General features: G+C 64.1%; 16 protein-coding genes and 1 pseudogene. 11 read left to right on the top strand and 6 right to left on the bottom strand.

Annotation, left to right across the window (positions count from 1 at the left end; translation table 11 throughout):
- Together mdcB and NHH73_13060 are read left to right on the top strand one after the other, a co-directional pair.
- Positions 1-939, top strand: coding sequence for a triphosphoribosyl-dephospho-CoA synthase MdcB (gene mdcB, locus NHH73_13065; protein USX29148.1), 939 nt, complete (start codon positions 1-3; stop codon positions 937-939).
- Complete coding sequence (locus NHH73_13060; protein ID USX29147.1) at positions 936-1,865, top strand: acyltransferase domain-containing protein; 930 nt, start codon at positions 936-938, stop codon at positions 1,863-1,865. The genes mdcB and NHH73_13060 overlap by 4 nt, the downstream gene beginning before the upstream one ends.
- On the opposite strand, the gene trxC is transcribed toward NHH73_13060, so the two are convergent.
- From trxC to NHH73_13045, 3 genes are all read right to left on the bottom strand, one after another.
- Positions 1,866-2,327, bottom strand: coding sequence for a thioredoxin TrxC (gene trxC / locus NHH73_13055; GenBank protein USX29146.1), 462 nt, complete (start codon positions 2,325-2,327; stop codon positions 1,866-1,868). It lies immediately after the preceding gene.
- A gap of 118 nt (positions 2,328-2,445) precedes the next feature.
- The gene (locus tag NHH73_13050) at positions 2,446-3,087 is read right to left on the bottom strand and encodes a phasin family protein (GenBank protein ID USX29145.1); all 642 of its coding nucleotides are present in this window, start codon (positions 3,085-3,087) and stop codon (positions 2,446-2,448) included.
- Positions 3,088-3,380: 293 nt separating this feature from the next.
- Complete coding sequence (locus NHH73_13045; GenBank protein USX29144.1) at positions 3,381-5,012, bottom strand: OFA family MFS transporter; 1,632 nt, start codon at positions 5,010-5,012, stop codon at positions 3,381-3,383.
- Between the two features lie 174 nt (positions 5,013-5,186).
- Here NHH73_13045 and NHH73_13040 point away from each other — a divergent pair, with 174 nt between their 5' ends.
- From NHH73_13040 to NHH73_13010, 7 genes and pseudogenes are all read left to right on the top strand, one after another.
- A complete protein-coding gene (locus tag NHH73_13040) occupies positions 5,187-5,510 on the top strand; it encodes a hypothetical protein (protein ID USX29143.1) in 324 nt (107 codons plus the stop codon).
- Between the two features lie 82 nt (positions 5,511-5,592).
- Positions 5,593-7,182 (top strand): annotated as a pseudogene (locus NHH73_13035) (AMP-binding protein).
- 20 nt (positions 7,183-7,202) lie between these two features.
- Positions 7,203-8,375 carry an ABC transporter substrate-binding protein gene (locus NHH73_13030; GenBank protein USX29142.1) on the top strand — a complete coding sequence of 391 codons (1,173 nt, stop codon included), beginning with the start codon at positions 7,203-7,205 and terminating at the stop codon, positions 8,373-8,375.
- A 16-nt stretch (positions 8,376-8,391) separates the two neighbouring features.
- Entirely contained in the window at positions 8,392-9,264 is an 873-nt protein-coding gene (locus NHH73_13025; GenBank protein USX29141.1) for a branched-chain amino acid ABC transporter permease, read from the top strand.
- Positions 9,261-10,244 (top strand): branched-chain amino acid ABC transporter permease, encoded by a 984-nt coding sequence (locus NHH73_13020; protein USX29140.1) that lies wholly within the window; start codon positions 9,261-9,263, stop codon positions 10,242-10,244. The genes NHH73_13025 and NHH73_13020 overlap by 4 nt, the downstream gene beginning before the upstream one ends.
- The gene (locus NHH73_13015; protein USX29139.1) at positions 10,237-10,962 is read left to right on the top strand and encodes an ABC transporter ATP-binding protein; all 726 of its coding nucleotides are present in this window, start codon (positions 10,237-10,239) and stop codon (positions 10,960-10,962) included. The genes NHH73_13020 and NHH73_13015 overlap by 8 nt, the downstream gene beginning before the upstream one ends.
- Positions 10,955-11,656: an ABC transporter ATP-binding protein gene (locus tag NHH73_13010; GenBank protein USX29138.1), complete on the top strand. Its 702-nt coding sequence runs from the start codon at positions 10,955-10,957 to the stop codon at positions 11,654-11,656. Before NHH73_13015 ends, NHH73_13010 begins: the two co-directional genes overlap by 8 nt.
- An 18-nt stretch (positions 11,657-11,674) precedes the next feature.
- Here NHH73_13010 and NHH73_13005 read toward each other — a convergent pair whose 3' ends face one another.
- Positions 11,675-12,661 (bottom strand): DUF4105 domain-containing protein, encoded by a 987-nt coding sequence (locus NHH73_13005; protein USX29137.1) that lies wholly within the window; start codon positions 12,659-12,661, stop codon positions 11,675-11,677.
- A gap of 230 nt (positions 12,662-12,891) precedes the next feature.
- Between NHH73_13005 and NHH73_13000 the strand changes: the two genes are divergently transcribed.
- The gene (locus NHH73_13000) at positions 12,892-13,803 is read left to right on the top strand and encodes a LysR family transcriptional regulator (protein USX29136.1); all 912 of its coding nucleotides are present in this window, start codon (positions 12,892-12,894) and stop codon (positions 13,801-13,803) included.
- 66 nt (positions 13,804-13,869) lie between these two features.
- The gene (locus NHH73_12995; GenBank protein USX29135.1) at positions 13,870-14,874 is read left to right on the top strand and encodes a type 1 glutamine amidotransferase; all 1,005 of its coding nucleotides are present in this window, start codon (positions 13,870-13,872) and stop codon (positions 14,872-14,874) included.
- A gap of 148 nt (positions 14,875-15,022) precedes the next feature.
- On the opposite strand, the gene NHH73_12990 is transcribed toward NHH73_12995, so the two are convergent.
- Positions 15,023-16,141, bottom strand: a complete 1,119-nt coding sequence (locus NHH73_12990) for a YbdK family carboxylate-amine ligase (GenBank protein USX29134.1) — start codon at positions 16,139-16,141, stop codon at positions 15,023-15,025.
- On the bottom strand, positions 16,142-17,329 hold the full coding sequence (locus NHH73_12985) for a cation:proton antiporter (protein USX29133.1): 1,188 nt from the start codon (positions 17,327-17,329) through the stop codon (positions 16,142-16,144).
- Positions 17,330-17,406 lie beyond the last annotated feature (77 nt).

Genomic DNA, 17,406 nt, shown 5'->3' with positions numbered 1-17,406 from the left:
ATGCGCACCACCAGCCTTGCCCGTGCCCCTGCTCTGCGCGCGATCACTCCGCACGCCGCGCCACGGCAGTTAAGCGCCTCGACGCAACGGCGCTTCGCCCGCGAGATCGCGCGGCTTGCCGTCGGCAGCCTGTACACGGAACTATGCCTGTATCCCAAGCCCGGACTGGTGTCGCGGGTCGATTCGGGCAGCCATAGCGACATGAACGCGGCCACTTTCATGCGCAGCCTGTTCTCGCTGCGTCACTACTTCAGGGATATCTGCCTGGCGGGCCTGGAAGACGCGCCCTTTGCTCGATTGAAGCAACTGGGCATTGGGGCGGAAAAGGCCATGCTGAAGGCGACGAAAGACATCAACACCCACCGGGGCGCCATCTTCAGCCTTGGCCTGCTGTGCGCGGCGGCGGGCCGCGCCCGCTCCCAGGGCACGCCGATGACACCGGCCGCTCTGCGCGCCACCATGCTGATACGCTGGGGCGAGGACCTGGCGATGCACGCCAGCGCGCCGTCCACGCCGGCAGCGCCGGCCAGCAACGGCCTGCGCGTGGCGGCGCAATACGCGGCGAGCGGCGCGCGGGAGGAAGGCGCGCTTGGCCTGCCGTCGGTGTTCGAGATCGGCGTGCCGGCGCTGCAAGCCTCGCGCGCACGCGGCGCCACGATGACGATGGCACGCATCGACGCGCTGTTCGCGTTGATGGCGCACATCAGCGACAGCAACGTGTATCACCGCGCCGGCCCGAACGGCGCGCTAACGGTGCGGACGCACGCGCAGCGTTTCCTCGATGCCGGCGGCACCGCGAACCCCAACTGGCTTGGGCAGGCGCTGGCCAGCCATCAAGTGTTTGTCCAGCGGCGACTGTCGCCGGGCGGCGCCGCCGACCTGCTGGCGGCAAGCTGTCTTGTGCAGTCCATCGCCGCGCTGGCCGCGGACGGACCGTGACGATGTCATACGGCGCCCAATCACGACTGCTGCTGCTTTGCCCCGGCCAGGGCGGGCAGCATGCGCACATGTTCGACCTGGCGCGCACCAGCGCCGGCGCGGCCGCCCTGCTCGACGGCCTGTCCGCCATGATGCCGCAGGCTTTCGATGGCGGCGATATTTACGCGAACGGCAACGCCCAGCCGCTGATCGTGGCCGCCACCTTGGGCATGTGGGAAGCGATCCGGGAGTTTGCGCCGCGGCCGGCGCTGGTCGCCGGGTACAGCATCGGCGAATTGTCGGCTTATGGCGTGGCTGGCGCCTTCACCGCCGCGACGGCGACCGAACTGGCAGCGCGGCGCGCGCAACTGATGGACGGGTGCCTGGCGACGCATCCGGGCCAGGCGTTGCTGGCATTATCTGGTCTGAGCTCAAAGCGGCTCGGGGAACTGGCGACATCGCACGCATTCCAAGTCAGCATAGAAACCGGCGACGACGCCTGTATTGCGGGCGGCCTGGCACAAACGGCGCAGGCGCTGGAAGCGGCCGTCATCGCGGCGGGAGGACGATGCACGCGGCTACCGGTCGAGGTGGCATCGCACACGCCATTCATGCGCGACGCCGTGCGTCCGTTCGCGGAACTGCTGCGGCAAGCAGAATTTAGCCCGATGACCGCACCGGTGCTGGCCGGGATCAGTGCAACGGCTGTCGATAGCAAAGCCCAAGCGGTCGACCTGCTGTCGCGCCAGATGGCGGAAAAAATCCGCTGGCTGGCCTGCATGGATGCCTGCGCGGAAGCCGGCATCACCTACGCGCTGGAATTGGGCCCCGGATCGGCGCTGACCAAAATGATGCAAGCCAGGCACCCGCACATCAACACCCGTTCGATCGCCGACTTCCGCACGCTCGATGGCATCAGGAAATGGCTGGACCGCGCGGCCGAATAATCATCCACGGTTATTCTGCGTGGCCCACGCGACGATGTTGGTCGCATCCATCGCCCCCGGCTGGCGCGCGATTTCCCGCCCGCCCTTGAACAAGGCCAATGTAGGAATGCTGCGGATGGCGTAGCGCGCCGACAAATCCTGCGCCTCTTCGGTGTTCACCTTGACGACGCGGAACTGCGGCTCCAGCCGCTGGGTCGCCTGTGCGTAAAACGGCGCCATCGTGCGACACGGACCGCACCACGGCGCCCAGAAATCCGCCAGGACCGGAATATCGCTGCGTTCGATATGTTTGATGAAGCGCGCGCTCGACAGATCGACCGGCTGGCCGGTGAACAGCGCGCGCTGACATTTGCCGCACACCGGCTCGGCCGACAGCCTGGCGGCCGGCACGCGGTTGACCGCGTCGCAATGGGGGCAAACGATGTGCAGCGATTCCGGCTGCGCGGTGGTGGACGTCGTCATACTTTATCTCCAGACAGCATAAGCCGGCCATGATAAAGCATGGGCGAAAAAAATGCCGCGCGCGGCGATTCCCGATCCCGCACACGGCAAATCTTATTTTATTTTACTGCAACCGTTATCAAGTTTCCTTGCGGGCTCCGGCTTGCTTGCTGCCCTGGGCGGCCGCCTGGGCCGCCGTTTGTGCCTGGGACGCTTGACCGCCTTGCATGCTGCCTGCCTGGCTGTCGGCGCCGTTCTGGCCGGCGCTCTGCAGCGACTGGCTACCGTGCATTTCGGTACCACGCGACTGGCGCGAACCGTCGTACTGGCTCATGAACGGATCGGTGAACTTGCTGACCGCGTCCTGCTGACTGCGCAGGTTTTTTTCCGTTTCTTCCGACGTCACACGCGCCACCTCGTCGGCCAGGGCGCGGGCGGTACGGCTGGTTTCCTGCACATGCTCTTCGGCCACTTTGGACAGGTCAACCTGGGTGTCGGCGGCGATACGCGACAGGTGCTGCTGGTAGGCGCGCAGCTTTTCCGCAGTGGGCTGGGCGTGTGCCGCCGCAGCCGCCATCGCTTCGGTCGGACGATTGGCGGTGATGAACTTCTGGCCGCTCATCGTGCTTTCTTCCAGCATGGTTTGGGCCAACTGGATATTGAGGTCGCTGTATTGCTGAACGGTACGAAACAAGGATTTCGACATGTCGTTAAAGAACGACAACTGCGCTTCCAGATGGGTTCTGGCGGCTGGGGTGACTGACTGGGAAAATGGGTACATAAATATGCCTCGAAAAGAAAGTAAAAGGTGCCTTGAAATCTAGCGATGGTGTCGATCCGGTTTTCGACGACGCGTCTGCAGCGCGAGAGACAAGGCTACGTCAGCCCAACCCGCGCTATATGATCTAGATCAAAGGTGCACCGAACCGCCCTTCCGATAGAATGCCCGCCCGTTTTGCTCTCCGTCAGCAAACATGCCGCTAGCCAATGACATGCCGCAGCATCCGGGCAATAAAAAAAGGCCGGCCCAGCATCAGCTGAACCGGCCCCGTCGGCCGCTAGTAAACTAACGCCTTACTTGAACAGTACCGAAGCCTTCTGCACCGTGATGGAGATACCGATGGCCATCGGGATGCCGACGGCCAGCCAGCCGAAAGCGACCGCGATCGGGCTGGTGGTGCCGCCCGCCGCAGCGGCCGCGCCGGTCGATGCGGCCGCGTCGCGCTCGTGCGCCAGCTTCTTCTCGGCCGCCAGTTCGGCGTCGGTCATGAAGTGCTTGTCGGCGATCGGGCGCACCAGCAGGTTGCACACCAGGCCGACCAGCAGCAGGCCGGCCAGCACGTACATCGTGAAGTCGTAGGCCTGGGCCTTCGGCACGCCGTTGGCGATCTGGTACTCGCGCACGTAGTTGACCAGGATCGGGCCGAACACCCCGGCGGCTGCCCATGCGGTCAGCAGGCGGCCGTGGATGGCGCCCACCATCTGCGTGCCGAACAAGTCGGCCAGGTAGGCCGGCACGGTGGCGAAGCCGCCGCCGTACATCGACAGGATGATGCAGAAGAAGCCGACGAACAGGCCCAGATGGCCGCCGTGCGCCATCGAAGGAATCGACGCGTACAGCGCGAAGCCCAGCACGAAGAAGATACCGTAGGTGACTTTACGGCCCAGGAAGTCGGAGCACGACGCCCACACGAAGCGGCCGCCGATATTAAACAGCGACAGCAAGCCGGTGAAGCCGGCGGCGATGGCGGCGATCTGGCCCTTCTGCGCCAGGGTCAATTCGTTGAACGCGGTGGTCACGCCAAGCAGCTGGCCGCCGAAGATCTCCTGCAGCAGCGGCGAGGCCATGCCCAGGATGCCGATACCGGCCGTCACGTTCAGGCACAGGACCAGCCACACCAGCCAGAATTGCGGAATGCCCCACACCTTGCTGGCGTGGACGTGGCGGGTGGTGATCATGGCGTTGGCGTTGGTCGCCGGCGGCGTCCAGCCGGCCGGTTTCCAGCCGGTGGCCGGCACGCGGTACGACAGCGCGCCCGCCATCATGAAGACGAAGTAGATCGCCGCCATGGCCAGGAAGGTTTGCCAGACGCCGACGCCGCTGGCGGTGGCGAAGTGTTTCATCAGCATGTCGGCCAGCGGTGCGCCGATCATGGCGCCGCCGCCGAAGCCCATGATGGCCATGCCGGTCGCCATGCCGCGACGGTCCGGGAACCATTTGATCAGGGTGGACACCGGCGAGATGTAGCCGAGACCCAGGCCGATACCGCCGATGACGCCGGAGCCGATCCACATCAACCAGATCTGGTGGTGGTATACGCCCAGCGCCGAAATCACCAAACCACCGCACCAGCACAGCGCCGACACCACGCCCGCTTTACGCGGACCGGCGTGTTCCAGCCAGCCGCCGAACAGCCACGCGGACAGGCCGAGGAAGACGAAGAACATTGTGTACATCCAGCCCAGCATCGAGATCTGCCAGTCGCAGGTCGACGACAGGATGCGGGCCATCAAATCCATTTCGGCCGCGCAGGCCAGCGGTTCGGTAACGCCGACCGCGCGCGACAGCGGCAGCCAGAACACCGAGAAACCGTAGGCCATGCCGATGCAAAGGTGGATCGCCAACGCCGCCGGCGGTACCAGCCAGCGGTTGAAGCCGGACCCCGCTATCGTGCGGTCCTTCTCCAGAAAATCAAAAAACGCCATGATTACTACTCCCCTGATTATTTCTCAAAAACAACTAAGGCGCGCAGAGTAGCATAGAAACCGCGATTTTTGAACCAATACATTGTCTAACGATCTAGTTAACATACATATGGGCAATATCTGAGCTACACTGGACCTGATTTCCATAGAGTAATTAACAGGCAGGCAACTATCATGGCGATATCAACGATCCACACGGCGGCCTCGGGGCTGCAGGCCAGCGCCGGCGCGCTGGCCAACAGCGCGCATTCGGTCGCCAACATGAGCACCGCCGGATTCCAGCCGGCGCGCGCCTCGTTCCAGGAAAGCTCGCCGGCCGGCGGCGGCGTCACGCTGTCGGTCGAGGGGCGGCAAATGCAGTCGTCGGAGGCCAGCGGCACCGACTACGCCGCCGAGGCCACCAACTCGCTGGTCTACAAGGCGCAATTCGACCTGTCGGCCAAAGTGATACAGGCCGCCGACCAAAACCTCGGCACGCTGATCGACATCAAAGCTTGACAGGGTCTGGCCGAATCGGCACATTGGGGACTTCCGAAAGGGAGACCATGACAAGAGACCAGAAAACCCCGGCGCGGGCCGGATGAAGGATAGCGCCGCTATCGACGTCAAGCAGGTGCTGACATCGCTGCCGGACCGCGTCAGCGGCATTCCGCGCCGCTGGTCGGCGCGCGCGCCCGACGCGCCGGCGCTGCACGACGGCCGGCGCCACTGGAGCTACGCGCAACTGGCGGCGGCGGTCGATCAAACTTCCGCGCTGCTGCGCCGCCTCGATGTGCGCGCCGGCGACCGCCTGATGGTGGTCGGCGAGAACTGCGTCGCACAAGTGGTGCTGACCTTCGCCGCCGCCGACATCGGCGCCTGGATCGTCCACGTCAACGGCCGCCTCTCCGCGCGCGAGGTCGACCAGATCCTCGACCACAGCGGCGCGCGGCGCGTGATCTAGACCTCGATGCCAGCCTCCCCTGAAACCACGGCCCACGGCCGGCGCCACGGCGCCGAGCCGGCGCAGCCGCCCTTCGAGGATGTCGCATGGATGATCGGGGCGCTGAACGCCGAATGCGCGCAGGAGGCGCCGCATGCCGCGCCTGAAAGCCAGGTGGCGGCGCTGATCTACACCACCGGCACCACCGGCAATCCCAAAGGCGTGATGCTCACGCACCGCAACCTCTTGTTCATCGCCGCCATTTCGAGTACGCTGCGCGGCCTGACGCCGGAGGACCGCGCCTACGGAGTGCTGCCGATCACGCACGTCTACGGACTGGCCTCGGTCATGCTGGGCACCCTGTACGCGGGTGCATGCCTGTATCTGTGCCCGCGCTTCACGCCCGACGCGCTGATCGCGGCGATACGTGACGACCGCCTGACCATCCTGCAGGGCGTGCCGGCGATGTACGCGCGCCTGCTGGAAAGGCTCGGGACCGGCGAAGACGGCCAGCCGCCCCGGCTGGAAAACCGCCTGCGCTTCGCCTATGCCGGCGGCTCGCCGCTGTCGCCCAGCCTGAAAACGCAAGTCGAAACTTTACTAGGCGTCGCACTGCACAACGGCTACGGCATGACCGAGACCTCGCCGACGGTGAGCCAGACGCGCCTGGACGCGCCGCGTGGCGACGCCTCGGTCGGCATGGCGATTCCGGGCGTGGAGGTGCGCGTGGTCGACCAGACCGGCGCCGATGTGGCGGCAGGCGCCGACGGCGAACTGTGGGTGCGCGGCCCCAACATCATGCTGGGCTATTACCGCGAACCGGAAATGACGGCGGCGGCGATGCGGCCCGGCGGCTGGATCAACACCGGCGACATGGCGCGCCAGGAGCCGGATGGCGCGCTGTTCATCGTCGGCCGCACCAAGGAGCTGATCATCCGCTCCGGCTTCAACGTCTATCCGCTGGAAGTGGAGACGGTGCTCAACGCCCATCCTGCGGTGACGCAATCGGCGGTGGTGGGCCGCGATTCGAACGATGGCGACGGCAACGAGGAGGTGGTCGCCTTCGTCGAACTCGATCCACGCCATAGCGGTTCGACCGCGGAATTGACCATGGAATTACAGCAGTACCTGGCGGGCCGGCTGTCGCCTTACAAATGCCCGTCGGAGATCATCGCGATGCAAACACTGCCAGCGGCAACGACCGGCAAGATCTTGAAAGGACGGCTGCGGCAACTGGCACAAAAATAACCCAAAAGGTGGAGACAGTCATGAAAAAAATAACGATGGCCGCGTCAATCGCGGTACTGATGACGGCAATGGTGGCAACCGCGTCCCCGGCGTACGCGGAGGAATTCATCGTCGGCGCGCAGCTGCCGCTGACCGGCACCCTGGCGCGGGTGGGTGCGGGCATGCAGGAAGGCGTGATGGTCGCCGCCGATGTCTTCAACAAGAGTAACGGCAAGCACAAGGTCAAGATCGTCACCATCGACGACGAATCGGCGCCGGCCAAGGCGGTGGCGGCGGTCGAGAAGCTGGCCAGCGATGGCGCGATCGCCATCACCGGCGGCTACGGCTCCAACAATATCTCCCCGGCCTCCGACGCGGCCAACAAACTGGGACTGCCCTATATCACCTCCGGTGGCGTCGACGATAGCCTGGTCAACAGCGGCCGCAAGAATTTTTTCCGTATTAATAACACCGCGGGCTACGAAAAAGCCGTCCTGGGCACCCTGGCCCACATGGGCGCCAAGAGCGTGTCCATCGTCTTCTCGACCAAGGAAGCCACTTCCGACCTGGCCAGCTCGGTGCAAAAGGCGCTGGCGGGGAAAGGTGTAAAAGCGACGGCGCATTCGTTCGACCCGGCCATCACCGACTTCAAGCCGATCGTCAACAAGATCCGATTGCAGGACAAGTCCGAAGTGATTTTGATGGTCGGGTACGAGAACGACTACGTCGGCATCCTGCGCGCGGCGCGCGTGCTCAAGCCGCCCGTCAACGCGCTGATCGGCGTGTGGTCGCTGGCGACGCCGAAGATGGCGGCCGAATTCCCCGACCTGATGCCCAATGTGTACGGCACCGCGCTGCTGCCCTTCCCCGCCACCTTCGACACGGCCGACGGCAAGGCTTTCGCCGCCGCCTACAAGGCGCTGTACAAGAAGGAGCCGGACTACCTCGGCCAATTCGGCTACGTGCAATCGATGCTGCTGTTCGAGGCCATCGCGCGGGCCGCCGACAAGGGCACGGTTAAAAAAGGCGGCGTGGCCGAGGAACTGCGCAAGACCGACCGCGAAACGCTGATCGGACGCGTGCAGTTCGGCGCCAACGGCGACAACCTGAACTTCGTCCACCGCATGGCCCAGCATCAGGGCAAGAACATCGTCATCGTCTGGCCGGCTTCCAACGCCACCGGCAAGATGATCTATCCGGCCAAGCCGTGGTAACGCCGGACCGCGGCGCATGACCGACCTGATACTGCAAGCGCTGTATTCCGGCCTGCTCCAGGGAGGCTCGTATGCGCTGATCGCGCTGGGACTGGCGCTGGTGTTCGGCACCATGCGGGTGATTAACCTCGCCCACGGGGAGCTGGTGCTGCTGGCGGCCTACATCGCCTACGCGGTGGAATCCGGGCTGGGACTCAACCCCGCGTGGGCGATTCCGGTCGCGGTGATCGTCGTCAGCCTGACGTCGGCCGGCGTGTACGGCATCGTCAGCGGCATCCGCAAGGACCGCGAAATCAATTCGCTGATCCTCACCTTCGGCATCGGCGTGATCATGACCAACCTGATCCTGCTGATCTGGAAGGCCGACGTGCGCTCGACCAGTTCCAGCTGGCTGCAGGAAGCCTTTGTCGTCGGGCCGCTGTACAGCATGCGCGGCGAGGCGGTGTTCTTCATCGTCAGCCTGCTGCTGATGGCCTGCTTGTGGTGGTGGCTGTCGCGCAGCTGGTATGGCCGCGCGCTGCGCGCCGTCTCGAGCAACCGCGAAGCTGCCAAGTTGATGGGCATTCCGCCGGCCCGCACGGAACTGGTGTCCTTCATCGTCGCCGGCATGCTGGCGGGATTCGCCGGCGTGGCGTTATATAGCTACGGCGTGATCCAGCCCGCGTACGGCGGCGCGCTGACCGTCAAGGCCTTCATCATCACCGTGCTGGCGGGCGTCGGTTCGATCCCCGGCGTGCTGCTCGGCGCCGTGCTGCTTGGCGTCGCCGAGGCGCTGACCGTCACGCTGGCCAGTTCCGCGCTGCAGGAGCTGGCCGGCATGATGCTATTCCTGCTGGTGCTGTTCGTGATGCCGAATGGCTTGATGGGTGCGAGCCGGAGGCGCGGATGAGTGGCCGCTTCGCATCGAGACGCGACTGGGCGCTGTTCATCGCGCTGCTGACGGTCGGCTACGTCGGCGTGCCGCTGATGCTCGGCGCGAACCAATACATTATGAGCCTGATCGTCGCGGCGCTGGTGATCGGCTGCGTGGCGCTGTCATGGGCCTTGCTGGGCAATCTGGGCGGCATGGTCAGCTTCGGCCACAGCGCCTTCTTCGGGGTCGGCGCCTATGTCTCGGCCATCGTCACGCTCAAGGCGGGGCTGCCGGTGCCGGCCGGGATGGTGCTGGGAGGGGCCGGCGCGGTGATCGCCTCGCTGGCGATGCTGCCGGTGCTGCGCCTGCGCGGCCCCTACTTTGCGCTGGCGATACTGGCGTACGCGCACATCTTCCGCATCGTCGCCACCGAATGGACCTCGGTGACGGGCGGCGCCGCCGGCATTGGCAATATCCCGGTGCTGCCGGCGAACCTGTTCGGCATCGGCATGGGCGGCAAGACCGGCGCCTACCTCGTCATCCTCACCATCGTGCTGCTGTTCGCGCTGGCCTACCGCGCCATCCGCGCCAGCCACTACGGCCTCGCCCTGCGCGCCATGCACGACAGCGAAGACGCCACCCGCGTGGTCGGCGTCAACAGCACGCTGCTCAAAGGGGCGATGCTGATGGTGTCGGCCTTCATGGCCGGCGTGGCGGGCGCCTTCAACGCCCATTACCTGAATTTCCTCGAACCGGATTACGCGTTCAACGGCGTCTGGGTGACGCTGCCCATCGTCGCCGCCATCTTCGGCGGCTACCGCACCATCGGCGGACCGGTGATCGGCGCGCTGGTGGTCTATCTGCTCGATCAACTGGTGTTCAAGTCGCTGATCCCGACCGGACATCAACTGGTGCTGGGCGGTCTGCTCGTCGCGATAATCATCTTCAGCCCCACCGGTCTGCTGCCGCTGCTGCACAAGCCAGCATCCAAGCCAGGAAGGAACGACCATGCTTGAACTGAACAACCTCTCGGTGCGCTTCGGCGGCCTGACAGCGGTCAACAACGTCACGCTCAACGTCGGCGCAGGAGATGTGGTCGGACTGGTCGGTCCCAACGGCGCCGGCAAGACCACGCTGTTCAACGCCATCTCGGGACTGGTGCGCACAACGGGCGGCAGCATTCGTTTCGATCGCCACGACGTGCTGCGCACGCCGATGTACCGGCGCGCGCGGCTCGGCATCGGCCGCACCTTCCAGGTGCCGCAGCCAATGCACGAACTGACGGTGCGCGAAAACCTGATCGTGGCCCAGCGCTTCGGCGCCGAGAAAATCGACACACGGCAAATCGACGAGATCCTGGAGTTCACCAGCCTGGCCGACAAGGCCGCCCGCGACGCCTCCACGGAGCTATCGCTGACCGAGTTGAAAGCGCTGGAAGTGGCGAAGGCGCTGGCCACATCGCCCAAGTTGCTGCTGCTCGACGAAGTGCTGGCCGGGCTGGAAACCACAGGCAAACGGCGCTTCATGGAGATGCTCAGGGAGATGCATGCGCGTTTCGGCGTCGGCATCGTCATGATCGAGCACGATATCGAGACCATCAGCGCCTTGTGCCCGCGGGTGGTGGTGCTCAATTTCGGCCAGCTGATCGCCGATGGCACGCCGGACGCCGTGTTCCGCGATCCGGAGGTGATGCGCAGTTATACGGGAACCGTTGTGGGAGCCGGCAATGCTTGAGATGGACCGGGTGCGTGCCGGCTATGGCGCTATCAACGTGTTATGGGACGTGTCGATGCGGGCGCAGGCGGGCGAGCTGACGACGATCATCGGACCGAATGGCGCGGGCAAGACTACGCTGCTGCGCACGATCATGGGACTGCTGCCGGTGAACGGCGGCGAGATCCGCCTCGATGGCAAGCGTTTGAACGGTACGCCGACCTGGCATATGGCCGGCCATGGGGTGGCGCTAATCACAGAGGATCGTTTGACCTTCCGCGACATGAGCGTGGAGGAGAATTTGATCATGGGGGCGTATCATCCGTCGCACCGCGCGCATGTCAAAACGCGTCTGGAGAAGTCGTACCTGATGTTTCCGCGCCTGCGGGAGCGGCGCGCACAGTTGGCCGGTTCGCTGTCGGGTGGCGAGGCGCAGATGCTGGCGATGGCGCGCGCGTTGATGTCCGAGCCGCGCTTGTTGATTGTCGACGAGCCGTCGCTGGGATTGGCCCCGGTGATCGTCAACGAGGTGTTCGAGACCCTCGAGCGGCTCAAGGCCGGCGGGCGGACCATTATTCTGGTTGAGCAGAACACGGAACGGGCGATTGGCATCGCCGATCATGTCTACCTGATGCAGAGCGGGAAAGTGGCGCTGTCGCAGCGGGCGGCGGAGGTCAGCCTCGATCGGGTGAACGAGCTGTATTTCGCGCGGTAGAAAAATCAGGACGATGCCTCATCTGGGAACCGTACGTATGCGGGCTGAAAAATCCTCGGCCTTGTCGGCGGCGCGCGCGCGTTCGGTGATGTGGGCGTTGCGGCGCAGCGTCTCGAAATCCTGCCCGCCCGCCAACGCGCCGATATCGAACAGATACCGGTCCAGGTAACCCGACGCCAGCAAGCGCCAATCGAACGGCAGTCCCGGATCGATGCGGCGCGCCATCTCGAAAATGATGGTGGTGCAGTTGGCCGTCAACGTATTGTAGAAACGCGGCTCGCGTTTGAGCGCTGCGCCCTCCTCCAGATACGCCAGAAACAACGAGCGCATCGCTTCGGACGACATCTTCAAACGGTACAAATACATGTCCTCGCCGCGAGCATTGGTGCGCACCCGCAGGATGTCACGTTCGTCGGCGGCGATCAGCACCGTCTCGAAACCCTTGAAAAACCCGGCGATGGCGTCGAAACTCTCGCCGCGCTGCTTGCGGATCTCGATCGAAAACGTCAGGTAGCGTCCATCGGCAAAGCCGAACGACACCAGCGTATGCGCGATCGCAGGTCCCATCCAGTAGGACATGGCGACATCGACCGAGCGCAGTTGCGCCAGATCGTAGCTGCGCGCTTCCCAACGCTGCGTATAGTCGGTATCGCTGCGCCAGTCGAAATTGCGCACCTGGTCCAGGGTCACCACGCTGCCCCGCACCTGGCCGGCGACCATGCGCGACACGTCGTCGGCCCACACGCGGTTATGCGTCGGCTGCAAGGTGCTCCACCACGCCACCAGCGCAATCATCGCGGCCAGCCATGGCAGCGCCACGCGCGCGTCGCGCCGGCGCCACCACAGGGCCAGCGTGACGATGGCGCCCACGCCCCACGCCACCACCGCCGGCACGCGCAGCGCGGGCAGCTGAAACCACAGCGCCAGGCCGCCCCACACCGCCAGCACCGACAGCACCACCAACGCCAGCGCGCGGGCCGCGATACGAAGATTATTTTTAGTCATGCCCAATTATATGGGCTGCCGCGTCAATCCTCGTGTTCGTCTTTGCCGCTGCCGCACCCGATCTGGACGCATATCAGTTTTACTGCAATACTCAAGACCATGCCGATGATTCCGATAAGCTCCAACATGGCGGTTCCATAAATGAAGAAGAGACGCTTCACTTTAACGGCGCCGCCCCATTCGAGCCAATATCAAATACGGCGGCCATCTATCTCGAAACGGCATACACGGTGATATCGCTTAAACAGTTCAAATACTTCGTTGAAATCGTCGAGGCGGGCAGCTATTCGCGCGCCGCCGAAAAACTGTACGTGGCCCAATCGGCGCTGAGCCGCCAGATCAAGGAACTGGAAGACGAGCTGCAAACGCAGCTGCTGACGCGCGACTCGCGCCATATCGAGCTCACGCCCGCCGGCCAGCTGTTCTTCGAACGCGGCAAGCGCATTCTCGACGACATCGACGACACGGTGGTGCAAGCGCGCCAGGTCGGACTCGGCGCGCGCGGCGTGATCCGGCTCCAGCATTCGAGCTCGGTGATCCTGACGCCCACCCTGACCGGCGCCATCGCCCAGCTGCTCGACCAGTTCCCCGGCGTGACATTGGAGGTGTCGATGGCGCCGTCGGAAAACCAGACGCTCGATATCGAGGAAGGCCGCGCCGACATCGGCCTGATCCGCCTGCCGACGCTGCGCAAATATCCGCACATCCACGTGCGCGAGGTGTCGACCGAGCGGCTGATGGTGGCGGTGTCGCAGAGCTCGCCGCTGGCCGCGCTCGACAACGTCGAACTGGCCGACCTGAGCAAGGAGAAGTTCATCTCGATCCCGCACAAGGACCGGGGCGGCCTGAGCTACCTGGTCGCCAACCTGTGCCTGGAACAGGGTTTCTTTCCGATACCGGCCCGGGCACTGTCGCGCAAATCGTCACAGCTGAGCCTTATCGCGGCCGATCTGGGCATTGCTATCGTTCCTGAGTGCATGCAACTGATGGCGCCGGCGGGCGTGCGTTTCGTGCCACTGGCAAGCGGCAAGTTGATATCGTCCGTCGGCCTGGTCTGCCTGCGCGAGGCCGACCCGCTGGTGGCCGGCTTCGCCGACGCCTTCCTCGCTTTCCTGAAGTCCGACAGTTGTAAGGATTTGTGAAGCGGGCGACCGCCGACGCCGGTGTATGGCACACTGGCATCATGTCAATAGTTAATGAGGGACAGCATGAGCACCGGGCCGGACGATAAGGACATCATAGACGTACCGCCAGAAGACGTGCACGTGCAGGAAACGCCCCACCGCCGCGCCAGCGACCACGAGCGCCGCTCGGCGCGTCCCGAGGTTGGGACGCCCCGCTATCTGGATCCGGGCGACAACGTCTTCAGCCTGTGGGGCCGGGTCATCATGGCGCGCTACCGCAGGGTTGCCGCCTCGGTCACGCGGCACATTATTCAGCGGCCGCTGCACATCGGCGTCTCGGCGCGGATTTTCCACCCGGAAGCAGGTGCCACCGGCCTGCGCAGCAAGAACCTGCAATATCTGGAGGAATCCATTGCGCAATGGGTCATGTCGCGCGACGTGCTGGTCTTTATGATCCCGACCGTCAATACCGACGGGTTGCTGCACCCTTCCAACATCCGCCTGCGCGACTACGCGCGCCACCTGGACGGCCTGGTGCTGCAGGGCGGCGCCGATGTTTCGCCGCAGAGCTACTCGGAAACACCGACCCGGCCGGAATGGGGCGGCGACCGCGCGCGCGATATGTACGAGCTGGAACTGCTGCACGAATTCGTCGAGGCCGGCAAGCCGGTGCTGGGGATTTGCCGCGGGTGTCAGCTGATCAACGTGGCGTTCGGCGGGACGTTGTACCAGGATATCGCGTCGGACGTGCCCGATTCGCTGGCGCACGTGAATGACGAGTATGACCGCAACCGGCATGAGATCAGCTTCCCGGCGGGGTCGTCGTTGAGCAAACTGTTCAAGGGACGTCCGACGGGGTTGGTCAATTCGATTCACCATCAGGCCGTTAAGACCTTGGGCCGCGATATGGTGGTGGAGGCGTTGTCGGTGCCGGATAATATGGTGGAGGCGATCAGGTATCGCAAGGCGCCGTTTGTGATGGGATTGCAGTGGCACCCGGAATTTCACAGCGCGGGTGGTGTGGAGCTGCTCGATTGCACCGGGATTTTGGATAACTTCCTGCGCGTGGCGCGGGAGACGCGGTTTTAGACGTGCGCCGCTGGCGGATCGTGGCGGATTACGCTACGCTAATCCGCCCTACGTGGTTCAGAATTCATCATCGTCTGCTTGACAACGGCGACACGTAGGGCGGATTAGGCGGCACGCCGTAATCCGCCATGGTCCGCCAACACCGAAACTATCGGCCCCGGAACCGGTGAATCGCCGCGTCGACCATGCCCTCGGCGCTACCACTCCGATCGAACTGCTGCCGCAGATAATGCGCGTCGCTGCCCTCGTGCGTGACCTGCATCAGATGCTGCAAACCAGCAGTGGCGCCAAGCTTGGCGCCATACGGCTCCATCTTGCGCAGCGTCGTCAAAATATCCTCGCGCAGCGACAGGCTGTCATAACTCTTCGGATGCACCAGCGTGCCATCCAGCCCGAAACGGCAAGCCTGGAAGCGGTTGTAGTTATATACCAGATAGTCATCCTCGGCAGGCGCCTCTTCCCGGCGCTCCAGCAGATAGCTGCACAGCGATTGCAGATACACCGCCAGCGCCGCCGCCCGCTCCACCGTCAGCGGCGTGTCGCACACCCGCAGCTCGATGGTGCCGAATTCCGGCTTGGGACGAATGTCCCAGTAAAAGTCCTTCATGCTCTTGATCACGCCAGTGTGTTCCATCTTGGCGAAGTATTCATTCTCGAAGGTCGCCCAGTTCTGCACGAACGGCGCGCGTCCGCTCATCGGAAACGCGAACACCGAATTCAGACGCGCGGAATTGAACAAGGTGTCGTTCCCCTGCACGTACGGCGAAGATGACGACAACGCGATGAAGTGCGGCACGTAGCGGCTGAGCGAATGCAGCAGGAACAGCGCGTCGTCGCCATTGGCGCAGCCGATGTGCACGTGTTGGCCGAAAATCGTAAACTGCTTGGCCAGGTAGCCGTACAGCTCCGATACTTCCTTGAAGCGCGGTTTGGAGAAGATCTTCCGGTCCGACCATTTCTGGAACGGGTGCGTGCCGCCGCCGCAGATGCCGATGTTTAGCTGTTCGCCAGCGGTGACCAGGGTGTCGCGGATCAGCTGCAACTGCGCCACCAGTTCGGTGTGATTGGTGTGCACGTCGCTGTTAATCTCGATCATGCTCTCGGTGATCTCCGGCGTGACGTTGCCGGGGAACGGCTTGCGTCCCAACAGGTGCAGCAAGTCCGGGCTGGACGCCGTCAAGTCGTAGTCCGAAAGGCTGATCAGCTGGAGCTCGAGCTCCACGCCCATCGTCAGCGGTTCGGATGTGTTGAATGGTTCTAATGGCATTTACTTTTCCTCCTTGACCTGGGTTTCGTTGGCCCAGATCAGCGCGCGTTGCGTGACGATCGGTCCGACCACTTCCAGCAGCAGCGTCATCGCCGCCAGCGCCGCCAGTTCGTCGACCAGCACGATCCCCATGTATTTAGTTTGTTCGAGCAGCAGCGTGACGAAGACCGACATCGGCGCCAGCGCGACGCCGGTCAGCACGCCCTTGCGCCACGAGATGCCGCCAACCTTGGCGAATGCCGCCACGCTGGCCGTCTTGACCAGGAAGCGCGCCAGCAGCAGCACGATACCGAGGCCCGCGCCGTCGACCACGCGCTCCCACTCCAGGGTGGAGACGGCAAACACGAACAGCAGAACCGTCAGCAATTCGCCGATGCCGCCGAAATTGCGCTCGGTGCGGCTGAAGGCGACGCGGCTATGGCGCGCGGCCAGGCCGAAGGTCAACGTGGCGAGAACCGGCGAGACATCGAAGGCGCCGGCGGCGGCGACCAGCAGCACCACACCAAGCGCGAAGGCGACGGTGCCGTCCTGCGCCAGCGCGCCGAGACGGCGCAGCAAGGCCGGGACCATAAAGCCCATCACCGCGCCCATGACCGCCGATACCACCAGCTCGATGAGGCTGTGCGAGATCGCCTGCGGCAGGCTGCCGGAGGTCTGGAACACCCAGAAGCCCACCACCACTTTGAAGACGAATACCGCCAGTACGCAGTTGATCGCAACCAGGTGGAGCACGCGCTCGGTGACTTGGCCAGAGCTGTTCTGCTCATTGATCACGCGCAGCACGCCGGCCGGCGATGTGGACATGGCCAGCGACGCGAGCAAGAGCGACGTCAGCGACGGCATGCCGGTGAGATAAGCGATGAAATAGACGACGCCGAAAGTGGCCGCCGATTCCGCCAGGCCGCTGACTGCGATCCAGGGATTAATCCTGAGCCAGCGCAGATTGATGCGGTAACCGAATTCAAACAGTATGAGTCCGAAAGCCAGATTGGCCAGGGTGGTGACGGTGCTCGACGCACCGCTGCTGAGCGCTGCGGGGAAGGCCTGCGCGAGTAAAAATCCGACGATGCCGTAGACGCTGATGCGTGGCAGCTTGGTCCAGCGATGCAGGAACTCTCCCGACAGCCAAGCCAGCGCGATCGCGAACGGCCAGCCCAAATCGGCCATGATGACCTGAATATCCGGCATGTACTTCTCCTCTGTAAACCATACTTCGATTATTATGGCCGATAAACCGGACCACGACTGTTCGCTAGGGAACATAG

The organism is Oxalobacteraceae bacterium OTU3CINTB1 (assembly GCA_024123955.1).
In the GTDB taxonomy this organism is placed as follows: domain Bacteria; phylum Pseudomonadota; class Gammaproteobacteria; order Burkholderiales; family Burkholderiaceae_D; genus Rugamonas.
This window is presented reverse-complemented; position numbering and strand designations above follow the sequence as displayed.